At 58.7% G+C, this 14,600-nt stretch carries 15 protein-coding genes and 3 pseudogenes; 1 reads left to right on the top strand and 17 read right to left on the bottom strand.

All coding sequences use genetic code 11. The annotated features are described in order from the left end of the window. Positions 1-280: 280 nt before the first annotated feature. The 4 genes and pseudogenes from AC1D2N_RS32880 to AC1D2N_RS32895 all read right to left on the bottom strand — a co-directional run bounded on the left by AC1D2N_RS32880 (position 281) and on the right by AC1D2N_RS32895 (position 2,626). Positions 281-1,149: pseudogene (locus AC1D2N_RS32880) on the bottom strand (nucleotidyl transferase AbiEii/AbiGii toxin family protein). Next, entirely contained in the window at positions 1,142-1,759 is a 618-nt protein-coding gene (locus tag AC1D2N_RS32885; RefSeq protein WP_130654291.1) for a type IV toxin-antitoxin system AbiEi family antitoxin domain-containing protein, read from the bottom strand. Before AC1D2N_RS32885 ends, AC1D2N_RS32880 begins: the two are co-directional and overlap by 8 nt. 93 nt (positions 1,760-1,852) lie before the next feature. Continuing rightward, positions 1,853-2,281 (bottom strand): annotated as a pseudogene (locus tag AC1D2N_RS32890) (DUF433 domain-containing protein); the annotation flags it as partial. Between the two features lie 102 nt (positions 2,282-2,383). Then, positions 2,384-2,626, bottom strand: a complete 243-nt coding sequence (locus AC1D2N_RS32895) for a helix-turn-helix domain-containing protein (RefSeq protein WP_130654290.1) — start codon at positions 2,624-2,626, stop codon at positions 2,384-2,386. A 222-nt stretch (positions 2,627-2,848) separates the two neighbouring features. Here AC1D2N_RS32895 and AC1D2N_RS32900 point away from each other — a divergent pair, with 222 nt between their 5' ends. Continuing rightward, positions 2,849-3,172, top strand: a complete 324-nt coding sequence (locus AC1D2N_RS32900) for a transcriptional repressor TraM (RefSeq protein ID WP_130657456.1) — start codon at positions 2,849-2,851, stop codon at positions 3,170-3,172. A 3-nt stretch (positions 3,173-3,175) separates the two neighbouring features. On the opposite strand, the gene AC1D2N_RS32905 is transcribed toward AC1D2N_RS32900, so the two are convergent. The 13 genes and pseudogenes from AC1D2N_RS32905 to traI form a co-directional block, all read right to left on the bottom strand. Further along, positions 3,176-3,880 carry an autoinducer binding domain-containing protein gene (locus tag AC1D2N_RS32905; RefSeq protein ID WP_130654288.1) on the bottom strand — a complete coding sequence of 235 codons (705 nt, stop codon included), beginning with the start codon at positions 3,878-3,880 and terminating at the stop codon, positions 3,176-3,178. A gap of 310 nt (positions 3,881-4,190) precedes the next feature. After that, positions 4,191-5,489 (bottom strand): IncP-type conjugal transfer protein TrbI, encoded by a 1,299-nt coding sequence (gene trbI, locus AC1D2N_RS32910; protein ID WP_130660093.1) that lies wholly within the window; start codon positions 5,487-5,489, stop codon positions 4,191-4,193. A gap of 11 nt (positions 5,490-5,500) precedes the next feature. Then, complete coding sequence (gene trbH / locus AC1D2N_RS32915) at positions 5,501-5,935, bottom strand: conjugal transfer protein TrbH (RefSeq protein WP_130657454.1); 435 nt, start codon at positions 5,933-5,935, stop codon at positions 5,501-5,503. 3 nt (positions 5,936-5,938) lie between these two features. Beyond that, on the bottom strand, positions 5,939-6,751 hold the full coding sequence (trbG, locus tag AC1D2N_RS32920; RefSeq protein ID WP_065276640.1) for a P-type conjugative transfer protein TrbG: 813 nt from the start codon (positions 6,749-6,751) through the stop codon (positions 5,939-5,941). Positions 6,752-6,768: 17 nt separating this feature from the next. After that, complete coding sequence (locus tag AC1D2N_RS32925) at positions 6,769-7,431, bottom strand: conjugal transfer protein TrbF (protein WP_065276639.1); 663 nt, start codon at positions 7,429-7,431, stop codon at positions 6,769-6,771. 20 nt (positions 7,432-7,451) lie between these two features. Continuing rightward, positions 7,452-8,633, bottom strand: a complete 1,182-nt coding sequence (trbL, locus tag AC1D2N_RS32930; RefSeq protein WP_065276638.1) for a P-type conjugative transfer protein TrbL — start codon at positions 8,631-8,633, stop codon at positions 7,452-7,454. After that, positions 8,627-8,827, bottom strand: a complete 201-nt coding sequence (trbK, locus tag AC1D2N_RS32935; protein WP_065276637.1) for an entry exclusion protein TrbK — start codon at positions 8,825-8,827, stop codon at positions 8,627-8,629. The genes trbL and trbK overlap by 7 nt, the downstream gene beginning before the upstream one ends. Further along, the gene (gene trbJ / locus AC1D2N_RS32940) at positions 8,824-9,621 is read right to left on the bottom strand and encodes a P-type conjugative transfer protein TrbJ (RefSeq protein WP_130657453.1); all 798 of its coding nucleotides are present in this window, start codon (positions 9,619-9,621) and stop codon (positions 8,824-8,826) included. The genes trbK and trbJ overlap by 4 nt, the downstream gene beginning before the upstream one ends. After that, positions 9,599-12,051 (bottom strand): annotated as a pseudogene (locus AC1D2N_RS32945) (conjugal transfer protein TrbE). Before AC1D2N_RS32945 ends, trbJ begins: the two are co-directional and overlap by 23 nt. A 10-nt stretch (positions 12,052-12,061) precedes the next feature. Then, positions 12,062-12,361, bottom strand: a complete 300-nt coding sequence (locus AC1D2N_RS32950; protein WP_130654279.1) for a conjugal transfer protein TrbD — start codon at positions 12,359-12,361, stop codon at positions 12,062-12,064. Beyond that, entirely contained in the window at positions 12,354-12,737 is a 384-nt protein-coding gene (locus tag AC1D2N_RS32955) for a TrbC/VirB2 family protein (protein ID WP_065276633.1), read from the bottom strand. The genes AC1D2N_RS32950 and AC1D2N_RS32955 overlap by 8 nt, the downstream gene beginning before the upstream one ends. After that, positions 12,727-13,704 (bottom strand): P-type conjugative transfer ATPase TrbB, encoded by a 978-nt coding sequence (gene trbB / locus AC1D2N_RS32960; RefSeq protein ID WP_065276632.1) that lies wholly within the window; start codon positions 13,702-13,704, stop codon positions 12,727-12,729. The genes AC1D2N_RS32955 and trbB overlap by 11 nt, the downstream gene beginning before the upstream one ends. Next, on the bottom strand, positions 13,701-14,339 hold the full coding sequence (gene traI, locus AC1D2N_RS32965) for an acyl-homoserine-lactone synthase (RefSeq protein WP_130660092.1): 639 nt from the start codon (positions 14,337-14,339) through the stop codon (positions 13,701-13,703). The genes trbB and traI overlap by 4 nt, the downstream gene beginning before the upstream one ends. Positions 14,340-14,600 lie beyond the last annotated feature (261 nt).

The following is a 14,600-nucleotide window of genomic DNA, read 5'->3' on the forward strand; positions in this document are numbered from 1 at the left end:
CTTCGATACATCGATACCAACGAAAACTTCTGTACAATGCTTCACGGCTTGTCCTCCTGCCAGGGAGGATCGGCTCGGCCTATCCGAGCAACCCTCGCAAAGGGAGTGTAGGGCAAGCCACCCCCGCCGGAAGGACATACGGTCTTACGTGGTTGTTGCCGTGGCGAGCCAATACAAAACCGCATACTGACGGGTTCCAGCTATGGAGTTGCCTATAAAACCCGACAGGATCAGATTTCCGTCCGCTGAGCGATGAACTCGCGTGGTTGCGACCAAGCACTCATTTGTCCAGCCTAGCAGCCGCAACCGCGTGCGGCATCAGGAATGTGGCAATCTCCGCGATGACGTCTGTCAGATCGCCAGGATTGTGTGCAACACCTTCAACGAAAGCGCGCCATGCCGCTGTTTTTGCTGGTCGTTGGCAAAGGCGTCCGTTAGGGCGTCGGGTCTGTCGGTGGGGATCGGTGTCTCGCGGCGCTCAAAGGTAGCGGCTATTGCGCGCGCCAGCCGATCATTGCTGAAGTCGAAAGACCTGCTGAGGATCCAGATGTCGTAGAAATCCTTCATGCGGCTGTTTACTCGCCCCAACATTACCATTGCCTGGAACTTCTCGGCAATGACCGTTTCCCGCGCATAGGCCCGGAACCGCGGCATCGGAAAATTGAGCATGGAAGGATAATCCAGGATCTCCACTCCAGGCTCAAGCGCATCGCCAAACCCGATGTCGATCGTCAGGTTGATCCGGGCTCCACTGATTGTAGCGATCACCCGCAGCCTGAGCCCACCATAGTCCAGTGCCTCGCGAATGCGATCCACATGCAGCGTATCGGGATCGAACGTGACGCCATCGTCGGCCTCTTGCGCCAGAATTTCCCGAAATGTCTCAAGCATCGGGTCCGGACTCGGATCACCGAAACCCAAAAGATCGAGGTCGCGCGTGCCTCGGTGCGGGTCGTCGAACCAACTCATCATCAACATCGCCCCTTTTAGAACGAAGCGATTGGCGTGGGGCGACTGACTGAGCCGGAACAATAACCGTTCAAGAGCGAAACGCGTCAGAACCAGATCGAAGCTTTGCCCGCTTGCCTTGGCGAGTTGCAACAGGCGCGCGCGCACCGAGGCGCTGACGTTTCTGATTTCTTTAGCCATTGGCGGTCAGCGCCTCGAGATACGGCCGGATCACCGATCCGGCGCCACCGCGTTCGGCCTGGTTGGCGATTTCGCCAGGAGTAGCCCTTCGTTGCCGCAACGCCTCCTGCAGCCCTTCTATCGCTACCGAAAGGCCGATCTTGTTTCGATAGCGAAAGCAATCGGCAATTGTCTTGGCAATTCCAAAGACCCTCACAGGAACGCCTTCAATGACATGGGTTTCGACGTTTTCGTTGAGAAGGCTGTCTGCGAAACGCACGATGCGCATAGCGGGGCCGTCCAGTTTCGGAGCCCAGTCCTTACGGCCTATGGCAAGCCAGATTTGTCCGGGGAGCTGATCTGTCAAGCCGTGGAACGCCAATGCCGAAACGAGGCAGACAACGCCTTTGGGTGCGTGTTTGGCAACCTCCGCCAGGCTGTGGTTGACGTCGAGCTGCGCATCAGGAAGTTGATAAAGACCGCGGGCAAGCCGCAGCACTTCACCATCTCGTTCCATTCGGCTCATGGTGGCAGCCGTCACACCTGCGTTCCGCAGTTCCACCAAACGTGCTATTCCGCGCTCAGTTAGCACGGTCCGGGCGATCTGGCGTTGCGTGAAGGGACCGGGCATTGATATAAAAGCTCGGAAAGTTGGATCTATTATCCTAGGATTTGTATCACAATCCCTGAGGTGGAGAAAGCCCTCGCTCTTGGAATTTCATCCAGCGATTGTTCGGACTGGGACGCGCATACCTTTGCCTTTGAAAACCGGCTCGCCGCCAACTAACCTTTCACGCAGTGGATGATCTAGTCCGGTCCAGAGCACTTCGCCGCGCGCGGCCAAGTGCTCCCTCGCTCTCGCGACGTCTATGATCAGATAGTCGTCCGCTCTAACAGTTTCTTCTGCATGGGGGTCCTGGTCAATGATACGAACAAACGCTTGCGACGCTCTGCCGACAGGATCGAACCGACACCGTACGAGAGTTTCAACGAAGCAGATCTTCGTCTGCCAGCGCTCGGGCGGAACTGCGCGACAGTCGGGTTGAGAGGATGCGCTTGTCGATGGCATTTTGTGTACAGCCTTCACAGCGATCTCGCTGACGGCTTCGGCTTCGGCAGCCATACATTCACGAAGAGCGTTGCTAATAATCATTCCTTTTAGAGAGAGTATATACGAGGAGCGAACAGTCTCAATCCCGCCGGCTTGCGAAGACGATTCTCGCTGTCCCAGGCCGGAGGTGTTGCTACAACAAGGTTATGCACCTGCTTTCGCACCAACTTGGGTCTCACCAATTGGTCGAACTAATTCGACGTGGCTGACATCTAAGGCTTGAGCCAGTTCATAAAGCGTAATTACAGTTGGGTTGCGACGACCTCGCTCCAGGCTACTAAGATATTGCTGACTGAATCCGGAACGCGCCTCGACCTCTTCCTGTGTCAGGCCTTTCTCCCGACGCAGGCGGGCAAAATTCGAGCCGACCAATTTGCGCATGTCCATGCGCCGAAAGATCGCCGTTTACACACTTTGAGTTTATCAACTAAAGTATGTAAAAGCTTTTCCTATAAATGCCCGCCAATGCGGGGCGGGTAATGGGTTAGGGTCGATCTAAGCATCAGCGCTTTGCCTGCAACCCAGAGATTTCGGACGTAACCGTGCCGGATTTGATGTAGGCGAACCTTCGGGCCACTTGGTGAGAAAATGAAAGTTTGGGAGAAGCGGGTGAACAAAGCGAGCTCATCCGATGCAAATGGTCAAGAAAACGGAAGAGAATCGCGCTTCAGCTCGATGCAACAGCCGGAGCTGGAGGCGTTGGCTGTCTCGGCAATTCTCGAACACCGCCGCCTGATTGCCGCCGACGAAGCTGTCTACGAGGAATGGACTCGCGCGAGCGGCGATCCGTCCGTTTCCGGTGCCGTACTAAAAAGTCTGCAGGATGAGTACGTCGCGCGTCAGAACAAATCTGAGGCCCAGCAGGAGGTGCTGTCGGAAATCATCGATGCGCTTGGTTACATCCCTGAAGTTGCCCCAGATGGCGAAGAATGACGCTCATACCAGACCGTGGTCTTTGGCGATCGCGACAAGTTGCGGAACGGTCGCTGCGTCGAGCTTTTCGCGCGCCTTATCAAGGTAGTGCTGCACTGTCCTCGGGTTGATCCCCGTCAGCATTGCGGTTTCCGGAGCGCTTTTGCCCTTTGCCGCCCACATGAGGCACATTGCTTCTCTTGGTGAAAGCAACCGTTTCGGAGCGACAATCGTCTTCGCAGCTATGATTTTTAGGCGGTAATGGATCGCCAGTACCGCCTGGATCGCTTTTTGCGCATCCTGCAGCTTTTTAACGTCAGCCGTCTGAGCTGAGGATGCAAACGTCAGCATCATCGTCGACCCGAAACTTCCTTCGACGGGTATAGTCACCCCACTCCGAATGCCGTAATCGATCGCCTGGTCCCGAAAACGCCTGATTTCGGAATTTCCACGAGCGGGCCAATCGTCGGCCGTCCAGGAAAACATTTCCATGCGACGCTTGGCTTCAGTAACGACCGGGTCGATGCGGGAGTACTGGCTTTCGAGATAAACGCCCTGCCATTCCTCCGGATAGGAGTTGAATGTGCGGATTTCCAACCCCTCAGTCTGCAGATAAGCAAAACGGTCGCAGCCACATGCGTGCGCGAAGGTCTTCAGAGCACTTTTGATCATACGTTCATCATGCGCGGCTTCTGTCATATCGATGAGAGAGCGAAGGTCACCGTCCACTAACTTTTCTCCTTTTACGACGGTGCAAGCCTCCCACTCGTCGCGCCGTTCTGACGCCACGAGGTACCGGTTGCCACCGTTCGGCTAGCCGGAGCCACATGGGACATTGGACGATACGGCAGTTGCTTCTACGCGAAGCAGATCCACGTTCGTTGCATCGCCTAGGTCTATTCACCTCTCCCGAGTATTCAACTCTTTCTGATCTAAAGACGATGATCTTTGTAGAGAATCTTAGTCACACCTGCGCCGCCACGCGGAATGACCTTGCGACGTTCAGCGAAGTATCGAAAATCTGAGGTCCATTAGCTGGTTAGCGATCGCTATAGACAGACGGAAAAACAATATCCTGATCGACCAGGACGTTGAATTTGTAGCCCGGTCGGATGCGAATCGTCGGCTGAACGTTCAGATTCTTCGAGATCGTCTCTTCCGCTACCCGGCCGAATGATTCGGCAAAATTACGTCGTGCTGCATCCGAGGCGGTGTCTTGGGTCGCGAGCGTCGAACTCTCGGGCATCGACATATCGATCCCGGTCCCGATGATTGCCACCAGCGCCGCCGAACCGAACGTCCTCCAGAGATGGCGGTCGACCTTATCCTGGAAGCCGCCATATCCTTCGGCGTCGGTGCCAGCCATGCCTCCGATCTGCAGCGTAGCCCCATTCGGAAAAATGAGGTCCGTCCAGACGACGAGCACACGTTCCTGGCCAAAGGACACCTTGGAATCGTAACGGCCGAACAGCTTTGCGCCCTGCGGGATGAGAAGGCGATAGCCGGTGGCGCTGTCGTAGACATTCTGGCTGACTTGAGCGGTAATGCGCCCCGGCAGGTCGGAATTGAGGCCGGTGATCAATGTCGCCGGGATGACCGAACCGCGCTTCAATTCATAAGGTGACATCTGCGGCACGACCTGGTTTGGCAGATAGCCGAGATCCTTGATGTCCTGATTGAAAAAATCCTCTTTCGACGGCTGCCCGTTCTGATCGACGTTCTGTCCCATCAGGCCGGATTTCATGGCGGCGGAATAAAGGTCTGAGGCGCTGTTCGCCACGGCATTTGTCGGCTGGCGGCCGGTGTCGTTGGTGGAGTTTGCGACCTTCTCGACCTCGGAGATGTCTACCTTCAGCGGCGAATCGAGCGCCGTCGCACGAGCCTGGAGACGCGCCATCCGCTGGCGCTGTGCCTCGCGCATATACTGTTCATCCTGCTCTCGTTTCAGGCGAGCCTTCCACTCCTCTTCGGATTCGAGAATTTGTCTGCGGTCGTGTCGCTCCACTGGATGGCGATCCACGACCGGATCCTGCTCTTCCTTTTTCTCCACCACGACGGGTGTCGGCTGAAACACCTCCTGCTTTTCTGGCTCACCGATAATGCCATCCGTGACACCCCGTTTAAGCTGGTCGCCGAAACTGGTCGCAGGGCTGTTGGAAGCACCCTCGATGCCGCCACGATTGAAGGAAAGCCCGCGCAGCGACAGACCAATCACGACGATGCTAACGAACAGCACGATGACAATGATGGCGACGATGATCGGCAGGCGGTTGAGCCGCCGCATGCCCTGCTGATCGTCGGCGTGGCTCGACGTGCCAAGCTGGAGCGACTGGACCATGTTTATCTCCGTCAGTTGCGGATCGAAAGCGGACTGGCCGGCGTGGCACCGGCCGCCGTCGGCTTATAAGCGCGGGCGAGAGCAATGGAAGGTGTCGAGACGCGGGCTAAAACTTGTCCGTCGAAGCCCTCGATCGAATAAGCAAGCTCGACCGGCTTGATGTCTTTGGCGACTTTGCCGTCCGTGACCACTGTGTAGCCCCACCCCTTAAGCGCCGCCTCGAGAGCGGATGCGAACTCCGATGTGTCCGTCTCCATTTTGATCGTGGTCGTAGCACCGGCCGGGCCGATCTGTTCAGCCAGACGACTTGCCATGTCGCCGGCGATTGCGCTTGCAGCCGGTCCGGTGACCGCCACAGGCGTGGAACTGGTGGTCAGTGCGTCATCCGCCGTTTGGCAACCGGAGAGCATTGCGACCACGACGAAATATGCGAGAAGCCTCAGCATGGTTCAGCCTCCCCGCCGGATGGTGATCTTCTGCTGCCGCCAACCGACACCCGAAACGAGGATCGCTTTGTCGATCGCATAGTCGACGGTCATCATGTCGTTCTTCATCTGGTAATTGACGATGCGATTTTGACCGCCGGAGACGACGAAGAGCACAGGTGCATCCTGACCGGAGATCGACTTCGGAAACTGGATGTAGGTCTTCACCCCGTCAGAATAGACCCGCTTCGGTTTCCACGATGCGCCGCCGCTCACCGAGTAGGAGAAGTTCAGCTTGTCCGGCGCCGTGCCCGGAATGCCGCCCGTTTCGAGACGGGAATTGATGTCGGCGAGCTTGGTCGAAACGTCTTCCGGATATTCGAACCCGACGCGCGCCATGTACTGGCTGGGATGGGACTTGAGTTGGATATGATAGGTGCGCCGTGACGTGGTCACGACCATCGAGGTAAGAAGTCCTGGCTCCGATGGTTTGACGATGAGATGGATCGCCTGTCCGCCTGTCGCACCCGAGGTCGCCGGCTCTACCTTCCAGCGCACGGTGTCGCCGACGAGGACATCGCGAACGATCTCGCCACCCTGAAGTTCGATGTCGCAGACCTGCAGCGGCGAGCAGACGACGGACGGCTGGGTCTCTCCGAACAGAAAGATCACCTTTCCGTCCGGACCTGTCGTGACCAGTCCCGGCATGCCGCGCCACTTCCTGGAAAGATTTGTTCCTTTCACCTCGTTGCTCGTCATGCTTTGCGCCTGCGCGCCCGCCGCAAGCAAAAGTCCGGCTATGCAGCCGGCGGCTGCGATCAATTCCATTTTTTTCATTGAAAGAATCCCTGCCCTTAAAGCTGTGCCGTCCAGTCGAAATCCCGGACATAGAGGCCGATCGGATTGAGGCGGATGGTCGCCTCATCCTGTGGCGCCGTGAGCGTCACCGTTGCGATGCCGCGGAAACGGCGCGTGCCGGTTTCCCTGCCCTTGCGGTCTCGTTCGTATTCAGTCCAGTCGATCTGATAGGTCTGGTTCGAAAGCGCCACGATGTTGTTCACCTCAATGGCAACTGTCGAAGACTTCGCCTTCTCGAACGGAGAATTGCCTCGAAACCAGGCGTTGACCTTCTCCGTCGACGGATCGGACGTGCGAAGAAGGGCGTAGGTGCGGTCGATATACTGCTTCTGCACCACCGCATCCGGCGTGATCGAGCGAAAGCTTGTGACGAAGTTGCCGAGTGTGGCGCGCACCACACGGACATCGGCATACTCGATCTGCTCGGGGAAACCTGCCGTGACCGCAGTTCCGAGCTTGTCGACCTCGACGATGTAAGGCACGAGCCTCACTTGCATGCTCAGATACATCGCGTAGCTGAAGCCGATGACGGCCATGACCAGACCGAGGATACCAACGATGCGCCACGCAGCGGCGGCCTTCACATAGGAGCCATAGCGTTCGCTCCATTCCTGGCGGGCGGCAAGATACGGGTTTTCCGGGGCGCGGTTCGCTGCCATTTATTCTTCCCTTGTCTCGATTACGGTTTGTCGTTGCGTTCGGGAGGAGGCTTCGGTCCGCTATGAACCGCCCGCTGTTCATCGAGCTTGGCATTGGCCAGTCCGAGAATGGACCCCGCATAGGCCCCGGGAGAGCCGATTGCCTTTTCCTTTGCCGCCGATCCCGCCGCCTGTGCGCCAGAACTGAAACTCGCACCCATGCCGCGAAGAGCGGCACCTGCAACGGATGAACCGGCGGCTCGTGCGGCTTGTGCCGCCGCGAAGCCAGCGCCGGCGGCGCCGGCGGCGAGGAAGCCAGCACCGGCGGCAAAAGACGCCGCTTGCCCACCGTGGCGGATCGCTTCCATTCCTCCGGAAACCGATGCGCCCTGGACAACGCCCTGGATGATGTTTGGGACATACATGGCGATGATGAAGACCACGACGGAAATACCGGCGATCGCCAAGGTCGTGACGAACTGATCCGACGAGGCAGTCGGAGCTTGAGCGAGGCCAAGCAGCACGTTCGATCCGATCTTGGCGATCATCACCAAGGCCATGAGCTTCATGCCGACGCCGAAGGCATAGACGAGGTATCGGATGGCAAAGTCCTTGGTGAAGGACGAACCACCCAGCCCCAGCATGATCATGCCGGCGAGCAAGCCGACATACATTTCGACCATGACCGACACGAAAATAGCTGCAACCAAGGAAAAGGAGATAACAACGATGCCCATGGCGAGAACGGCGGCAATGGCGAGCGCATTGTCTTCGAACACCCCGAACTGTGCCTGTTGCGACATTTGGGAGGCGACGCGGATGCCGGCATCGAACACTTCAGCGGGAGACGCTGAACCACCGCCGGCGCCAATCTGGAAAAGGCTGTCGACCACCGCTCGCGCAAAGGTCGGGCCTTGGGTCAGAACGAATGCGAAGAACCCGATGAACATGATCCGCCGCACCAGTTCGGCGAACCAGCTGTCCAGCGAGGCCGACTGGATCGCCAGCCAGACGGCCGCAATGCCGATCTCGATCGTTGCGAGAATCCAGAAGAGGGATTTCGCGGCCTCCATGATGGTGGTTTCCCAGCCCTTCGCGGCGGACGAGACCTGGTTTTCCAGCTCCGTGAGGACCTGTCCCTCCTGCGCGAAAGCGGGAACGGCATAGGCGAGGACAAAGAGACCTGTAGTCAGGAATGAACGTGCAACAGTTGGCTTCACCATTTCGGGCGCATCTCCTGACCATCCTTGATTAGTGGCAGCTCTTTGCTGGAGCCGAAGAATTTCTCCCGGACGGCGCGCTGCTCCTCGGAGAGCACAGGTTTGCCTATATTTCGAAAATTGACGATCAGTATTATCGCTGCAGACGATGCTGCGGCGACCGCCAGGACCAAGGCAATCAGGACTGGGCGGCTCACCAGCGCGGCTCCATTTTCTGGCCGTCCGGAACGCTCTTGACCTCGGCGTTGAAGAACTTTTCCCGGCGCGCCTGCGCCAGGTCCCTGTCGGTCTGTTCCGTCTGCAGCCAGGTTCCCATCATCGTCATCTGTTGGGAGGCGAGACCGCGAAGCTTTTGCATTTGCGCGACTTGCTGAGCGGCGATCTCGTGCCCGACCTGCAAAGCCTTCACCTGCCCATCAGCCGTCTCGGACATCGACCGCAGTGAGGACATCGTATCTTCCTCGCTATCGAACTGATCGGCGGTGAGGCTCGCCGCCTTCAGCGAGCTGGCGATGGTGTCACGGTTGGTGTTCGACCAGGACTGATAGGTCGAGGAGAACGTTGCGTTGTCCGGCAAATTCGTCTTGAGATCGGCATAGCTCTGAAAGCGTTGCTGAAGAACGTCGTCCGCATTTCCCATCGAAAAGGCGATGCCCTGTCCCTGGTCGACGATACTGCGCAACTGGTTGAGATCGCTTTCTACCTGCCCCCAGACGTGGTCAGGAAGCTGCGCGGTGTTTTGCAGCATGTTCTCGTAGATCTTCAGCTGGTTCTGAATCTGCTCTGCAAGCTGGCTGATCTGGGTCAGCTGATTGTCGACCTGAATGCCGGAGCTTTTCATGAGGTCCACGAGCTGCGCATTGTTGGCGAGCTGCGTCCATTCCGTCGCAGCCCCGGTGGCTGTACCGGCTTGCACTGAGCCTGCGGCTCCGATCGTTAGAGCGGCGGCCGCCAAGCTGGTGAGCCATCTATTTGAATAGCGATGCGGCATCGTGAACTCCTCTCGTTTCAAGCCAGTGGATCGGCCAGTCATGGCCATGTTCGGATTTCAGTGTGCGGATGCGTTTGAGGTCCTCTTTGCCCGACGCGCCGACAAAGCTCAGCGCGACAGGCCCAAGCGACATGTTGAAGAGCCGCCGGCCTTCTGGCGTGGCGACGTAGTATTCGCGCTTCGGAATGGCGGTTGCGACGATCTCGATCTGCCGCTCGTTGAAGCCGATGCGCTCGTAAAATTCTCGTGTCCCAGACTCGCGGGCGGCGCCGTTCGGGAGGCAAATCTTGGTCGGGCAGGATTCCTTCAGGACGTCGATAATCCCGGACCGCTCGGCGTCCGAGATCGATTGGGTCGCAAGGACCACCGCGCAATTCGCCTTGCGGAGCACCTTCAGCCACTCGCGAATCTTGTCGCGGAATACAGGATGGCCGAGCATCAGCCACGCCTCGTCGAGCACGATCAGACTAGGGGACCCATCCAAACGCTTTTCGATCCTGCGGAACAGGTAGGTCAGCACCGGCACGAGATTGCGCTCGCCCATGTTCATCAGCTGCTCGATCTCGAAAGTCTGGAAGGCGCCGAGTGTGAGGCCGTCCTCTTCCGCATCGAGGAGCTGGCCCATCGGCCCATCGACGGTGTAGTGATGCAACGCGTCCTTGATTTCGCGCAGCTGCACGCCGCTGACGAAATCCGAGAGCGAGCGACCAGAGGCGCTCGCCATCAGGCCGACTTGCCGAGATATGGCGTTACGATGATCGGGAGTGATGGTGACGCCCTGCAGGCCGACCAGCATCTCGATCCATTCCGTCGCCCAAGCCCGGTCGGCATCACTTTTGAGTTCGGAGAGTGGGCAGAAGGCCAATGCCCTCCCCTCTTCCGCATTGTCGCCGCCGATCTCATAGTGGTCGCCGCCGGCTGCGAGCGTCAGGGGCAGAAGTGAACTGCCTTTGTCAAAGGCGAAGATCTGCGCATTTTCGTAGCGACGAAACTGCGCGGCGATCAGGGCGAGCAACGTCGACTTGCCAGAACCGGTCGGACCGAAAATCAGCGTGTGGCCGACATCATCGACGTGCAGGTTCAGACGAAACGCTGTCGAGCCGCTAGCAACCTGCATCAAGGGCGGCGAATTCGGTGGGTAAAAGGGGCATGGCGCGACCGGGTTTCCGGACCAGACCGAGTTCAGCGGAATCAAGTCGGCGAGATTGCTGGTGTTGATCAGCGGCTCACGGATGTTGCAATACCAGTTGCCTGGCAAGCTGCCGAGATAGGCGTCGGTGGCGTTGAGCGTCTCGATGCGCGCCCCGAAACCTTCCGCCTGAATTAGCCGCCGGATCGCTTCGGCCTTCTCCTGCAGTGCCTCGCGATCAATGTCGAACAAAACGACGACCGGCGTGTAATAGCCATAGGCTACCAGTCGCGACGAGGCCTGCGCGATCGCATCCTGAGTCTCGACCACCATGGTCATCGCGTCCTGGTCGACGGATCGACTTTGTGTCTGGAATATCTGGTCAAAGAACGGCCGGACTTTCTGCTGCCATTTCTTGCGTGTGCGTTCGAGCTTCTGTCGGGCCTCTTCGGCATCGAGAAAGATGAAACGTGACGACCACCGATAGGTCAGAGGCATCAGATCAAGGCTGTTCAGGATACCTGGCCAGCTTTCGGCCGGCAGGCCGTCGATGGCAACCACGCCGAGGAAACGGTTCTCAACCTTCGGCGTCAGCCCGTGCTCAAGCTCGGCAGTCGCGATCCAATCGAGGTACATGGGAACATCGGGAAGCCGGATTGGGTGGCTTTCCCCGGTGGTGCAGAATCGGGCGAACTGCAGCAGCTCGTCATATCGGGCAATTCGCTCCCCTCCCCTTTCAAACGTTTCGCGGGTTTCCATTCGCCGGATCGAAAGAGAGTTGGCAAAATACTGCTCAAGCTCGCGCAGTGCGTTCTTGAACACGAAGAGCACCGTGTCCGCGTAGGATTTTTTTCTGCTTTCCTCATCCGAATAGATGTATTTGCTGAGAGCAGTCTTCTTTTGGACTCAAGCGGCCGGTAGGTAAGGATCAACGCATGCTTGCTCTCGAAATGTCCTTGCTCGCGCGCGAAATGCGCCCGACGCTCAGCATCGATCGCGCGGGTCACCGGGTCGGGGAAATGGCAACGGTCCTTGGATGGATAGTCGACTGTCGGAATACGGATGGCCTCGACCTGGATCATCCAGCCGCTTCCGAGCCGCGACAGAACGGCATTGATCTGCCTCGACAGCTCGTTGCGCTCGAGGTCAGTCGCGCTTTCGGAGTCCGGGCCAGCGAAGTACCAGCCGGCCATCAGGCTTCCGTCCTTCAAGAGGAGGACACCATCGTCGATCAGACCGGCATAAGGAACGAGATCGGCGAAGGAAGGGCCGGTCACGCGGAACGGTTTGAGAGCTACCATGGCCGCCTCCTCAGTACCGTCGCCACGGCGAGGTGGTCGCCTTGTAGTAGGGCTCGTAGGAAATGTGCCTGATATAGACTTGCCGCATCAGTGGGTCGGACTTCGCCATCATCTTGAGCAGCCCGACGATCACGACCCAGACAGCAACGCCGAAGATCGCCGAATAGGCCGTAAGCACGACGAAGATCAGGATCACGGCTGCAAGACCGGTGATCAGGACCAGCTCCCGATCGGCGCCCATCAGTAGGTTCGGGCGGGAGAGCGCGCGATGGATGCGGTTACGCCGCAGGCCGGACAGGGACTCAGCCATGATCTCCCTCCCCTCCTCCGTTCGTACCAATTAAGTAGATCTGCTCGTTTGTCAGCCCGATCGAAGCGCCGGTCGCACCGAACAGGCCGACAATGTTGGTGGCGCCGAGCAGGATGCCGGCGACAAGAACGACATACACAAGTCGCCGCGCGAAATCGTTGAGCTCGCCGCCGAAGATGAGCATGCCGCCGGCAATGGCCACGGCTGCAAGCGCGATCGCACCCGCGACCGGGCCGGTGATCGACTCCTGAATCTGCTGCAGTGGCCCTTCCCATGGGAGGCTGCCGCCGGAACTGGCGAGCGCCGGCGCGACAGAGGCAAGAACGATTGGCGCCGCAACGAGCGCGGCGGCGATGAGGGTATGCTTACGCGACATGGCGCGCCTCCTGTTCTTCGGTGAGCTGATCGGATTCGATCTCGTACTGTCCGTTGATGAACCGCTCGACTTGGATAATGTCGCGAACAATTCGCCCGCGCGGCGTCCGCTCAATCGAAATGACCAGGTCGACGGCCTCTCCAATCACCTCGTGCATCGGCTGCTGGCTTGCTTCGGCGGTCAGCTGTTCAAGGCGACGCAGTGCCGACATGGCGGTATTGGAGTGAATGGTCGCCACGCCGCCCGGGTGACCGGTATTCCAGGCCTTGAGCAACGTGAGGGCCGCTCCGTCGCGAACTTCGCCAACGACGATCCGGTCGGGGCGCAAGCGCATGGTGCTCTTCAGGAGCCGGGCCATGTCGATCGTATCGCTGGTATGGAGGAGAACGGCGTTTTCGGCCGCGCATTGGATCTCCGCGGTATCCTCAAGAATCACGAGACGATCCTGGGGCGCAGATTTGACGATCTCGTGGATGACCGCGTTCGCTAGCGTCGTCTTGCCTGAGCCTGTTCCTCCGGAAATGATGATGTTCAGCCTCGAGGAAATGGCACTGCGGATCGTTGCGGCTTGGCATTCTGTCATCACGCCGGCGCAAATATAGTCCTCGAGGGGAATGAGGCGCGACGCCCGGCGACGAATTGTGAAGGCGGGCTTGGTGACAACCGGGGGCAATAGACCCTCGAAGCGGTGGCCACCGATTGGCAGCTCGCCGGAGATGATCGGTTGTTCCGTGTCGACCTCTGACTGAAGCGCGTGCGCCACTGTACCGATCACCATCTCCGCTGCAGCCGACGACATCTGGCCGGCGGGCGTAACGCCGTGACCGAGCCGTTCGATGAACAACTTTCCGTCCGGATTAAGCATGATCTCGACGACGTTCGCGTCGTCCAGGGCAACACAAAGCTGGTTGCCGAGCGCCTCCTGAAGTTTGCGGACGAGCCGAGGGTGAGAGCGAAGCTGGTTCACGGATTTCTCCTTACGCTGCCTGGCTGACAGGGGGCGAGTTCAGAACGGTAGTTGGAGGGGCGAAGCCTGAGGAACGTGGCCGCATTGGCGGCCAGCGTGCCCGCTACGGCCGTCGTCACGCCGATTTTCTTGGGTTCGCCTAAACGCTGCAGCGGCCATCCCACGCGGGCGAGGATGCGCTCAAACCGAAGATCGGTCACCGTAACAATCTCAGTGTACCCATTTGCCATGCACCATTCGATGATGCCAGCGAACATGGTCAGCGTCGCTTCATGGACCGAGCCGGCGCCCCTCCCCTCCGCGAGAGCCGTGTCGACACAGAAGCGAGAACTCTCGATCATCGCGGCATGCCCCTTGAGTTGGCCGTCCGGGAGCAGCGACGGGAAAACGTCGGCCACCATTGTCGGTCCGAGCGCAGGAAGAAGCCTTGCGCACCCCGCCAATTCGCCGGTCTCTGCGATGGCGAGAATATAGGTCGGCCGAAGCGCGTCGAAACGATCGGACTCGCACCCCGCCGTTACATCGACTTCCCAACCCAGGCGATCGGAAAAGACCCGAGCACGAAGCTGATAGTGGATGTGTAGGAGATGCGCCTCTTGGATCGTCCGGGGTGTTGAGAGCGCGAGAGCCCGCATGATCTTTCTCCGTCGTTGTTGGTCGGCGGGAAATCAGCACAGTTTGGAATCGGAGGGCAGTTGTAGGATTCAACATGCGCGTAGCGAGGTGAGTCGCAGCTCATGAGGGGTGTGGCGCTACAGAACCGCCTAATCTACTTGCTGCTACACTGTTCGGATTTGTAGGATTCACAGGAGAACATTCCGGGATCAGGGAGCCGGGCATTTGAGGCTAACTCCCGGAGCGGGAAAGCAAAAATCCGAACAGCCTTATGCAGATTG

The organism is Rhizobium sp. P1_B8, from assembly GCF_056406515.1.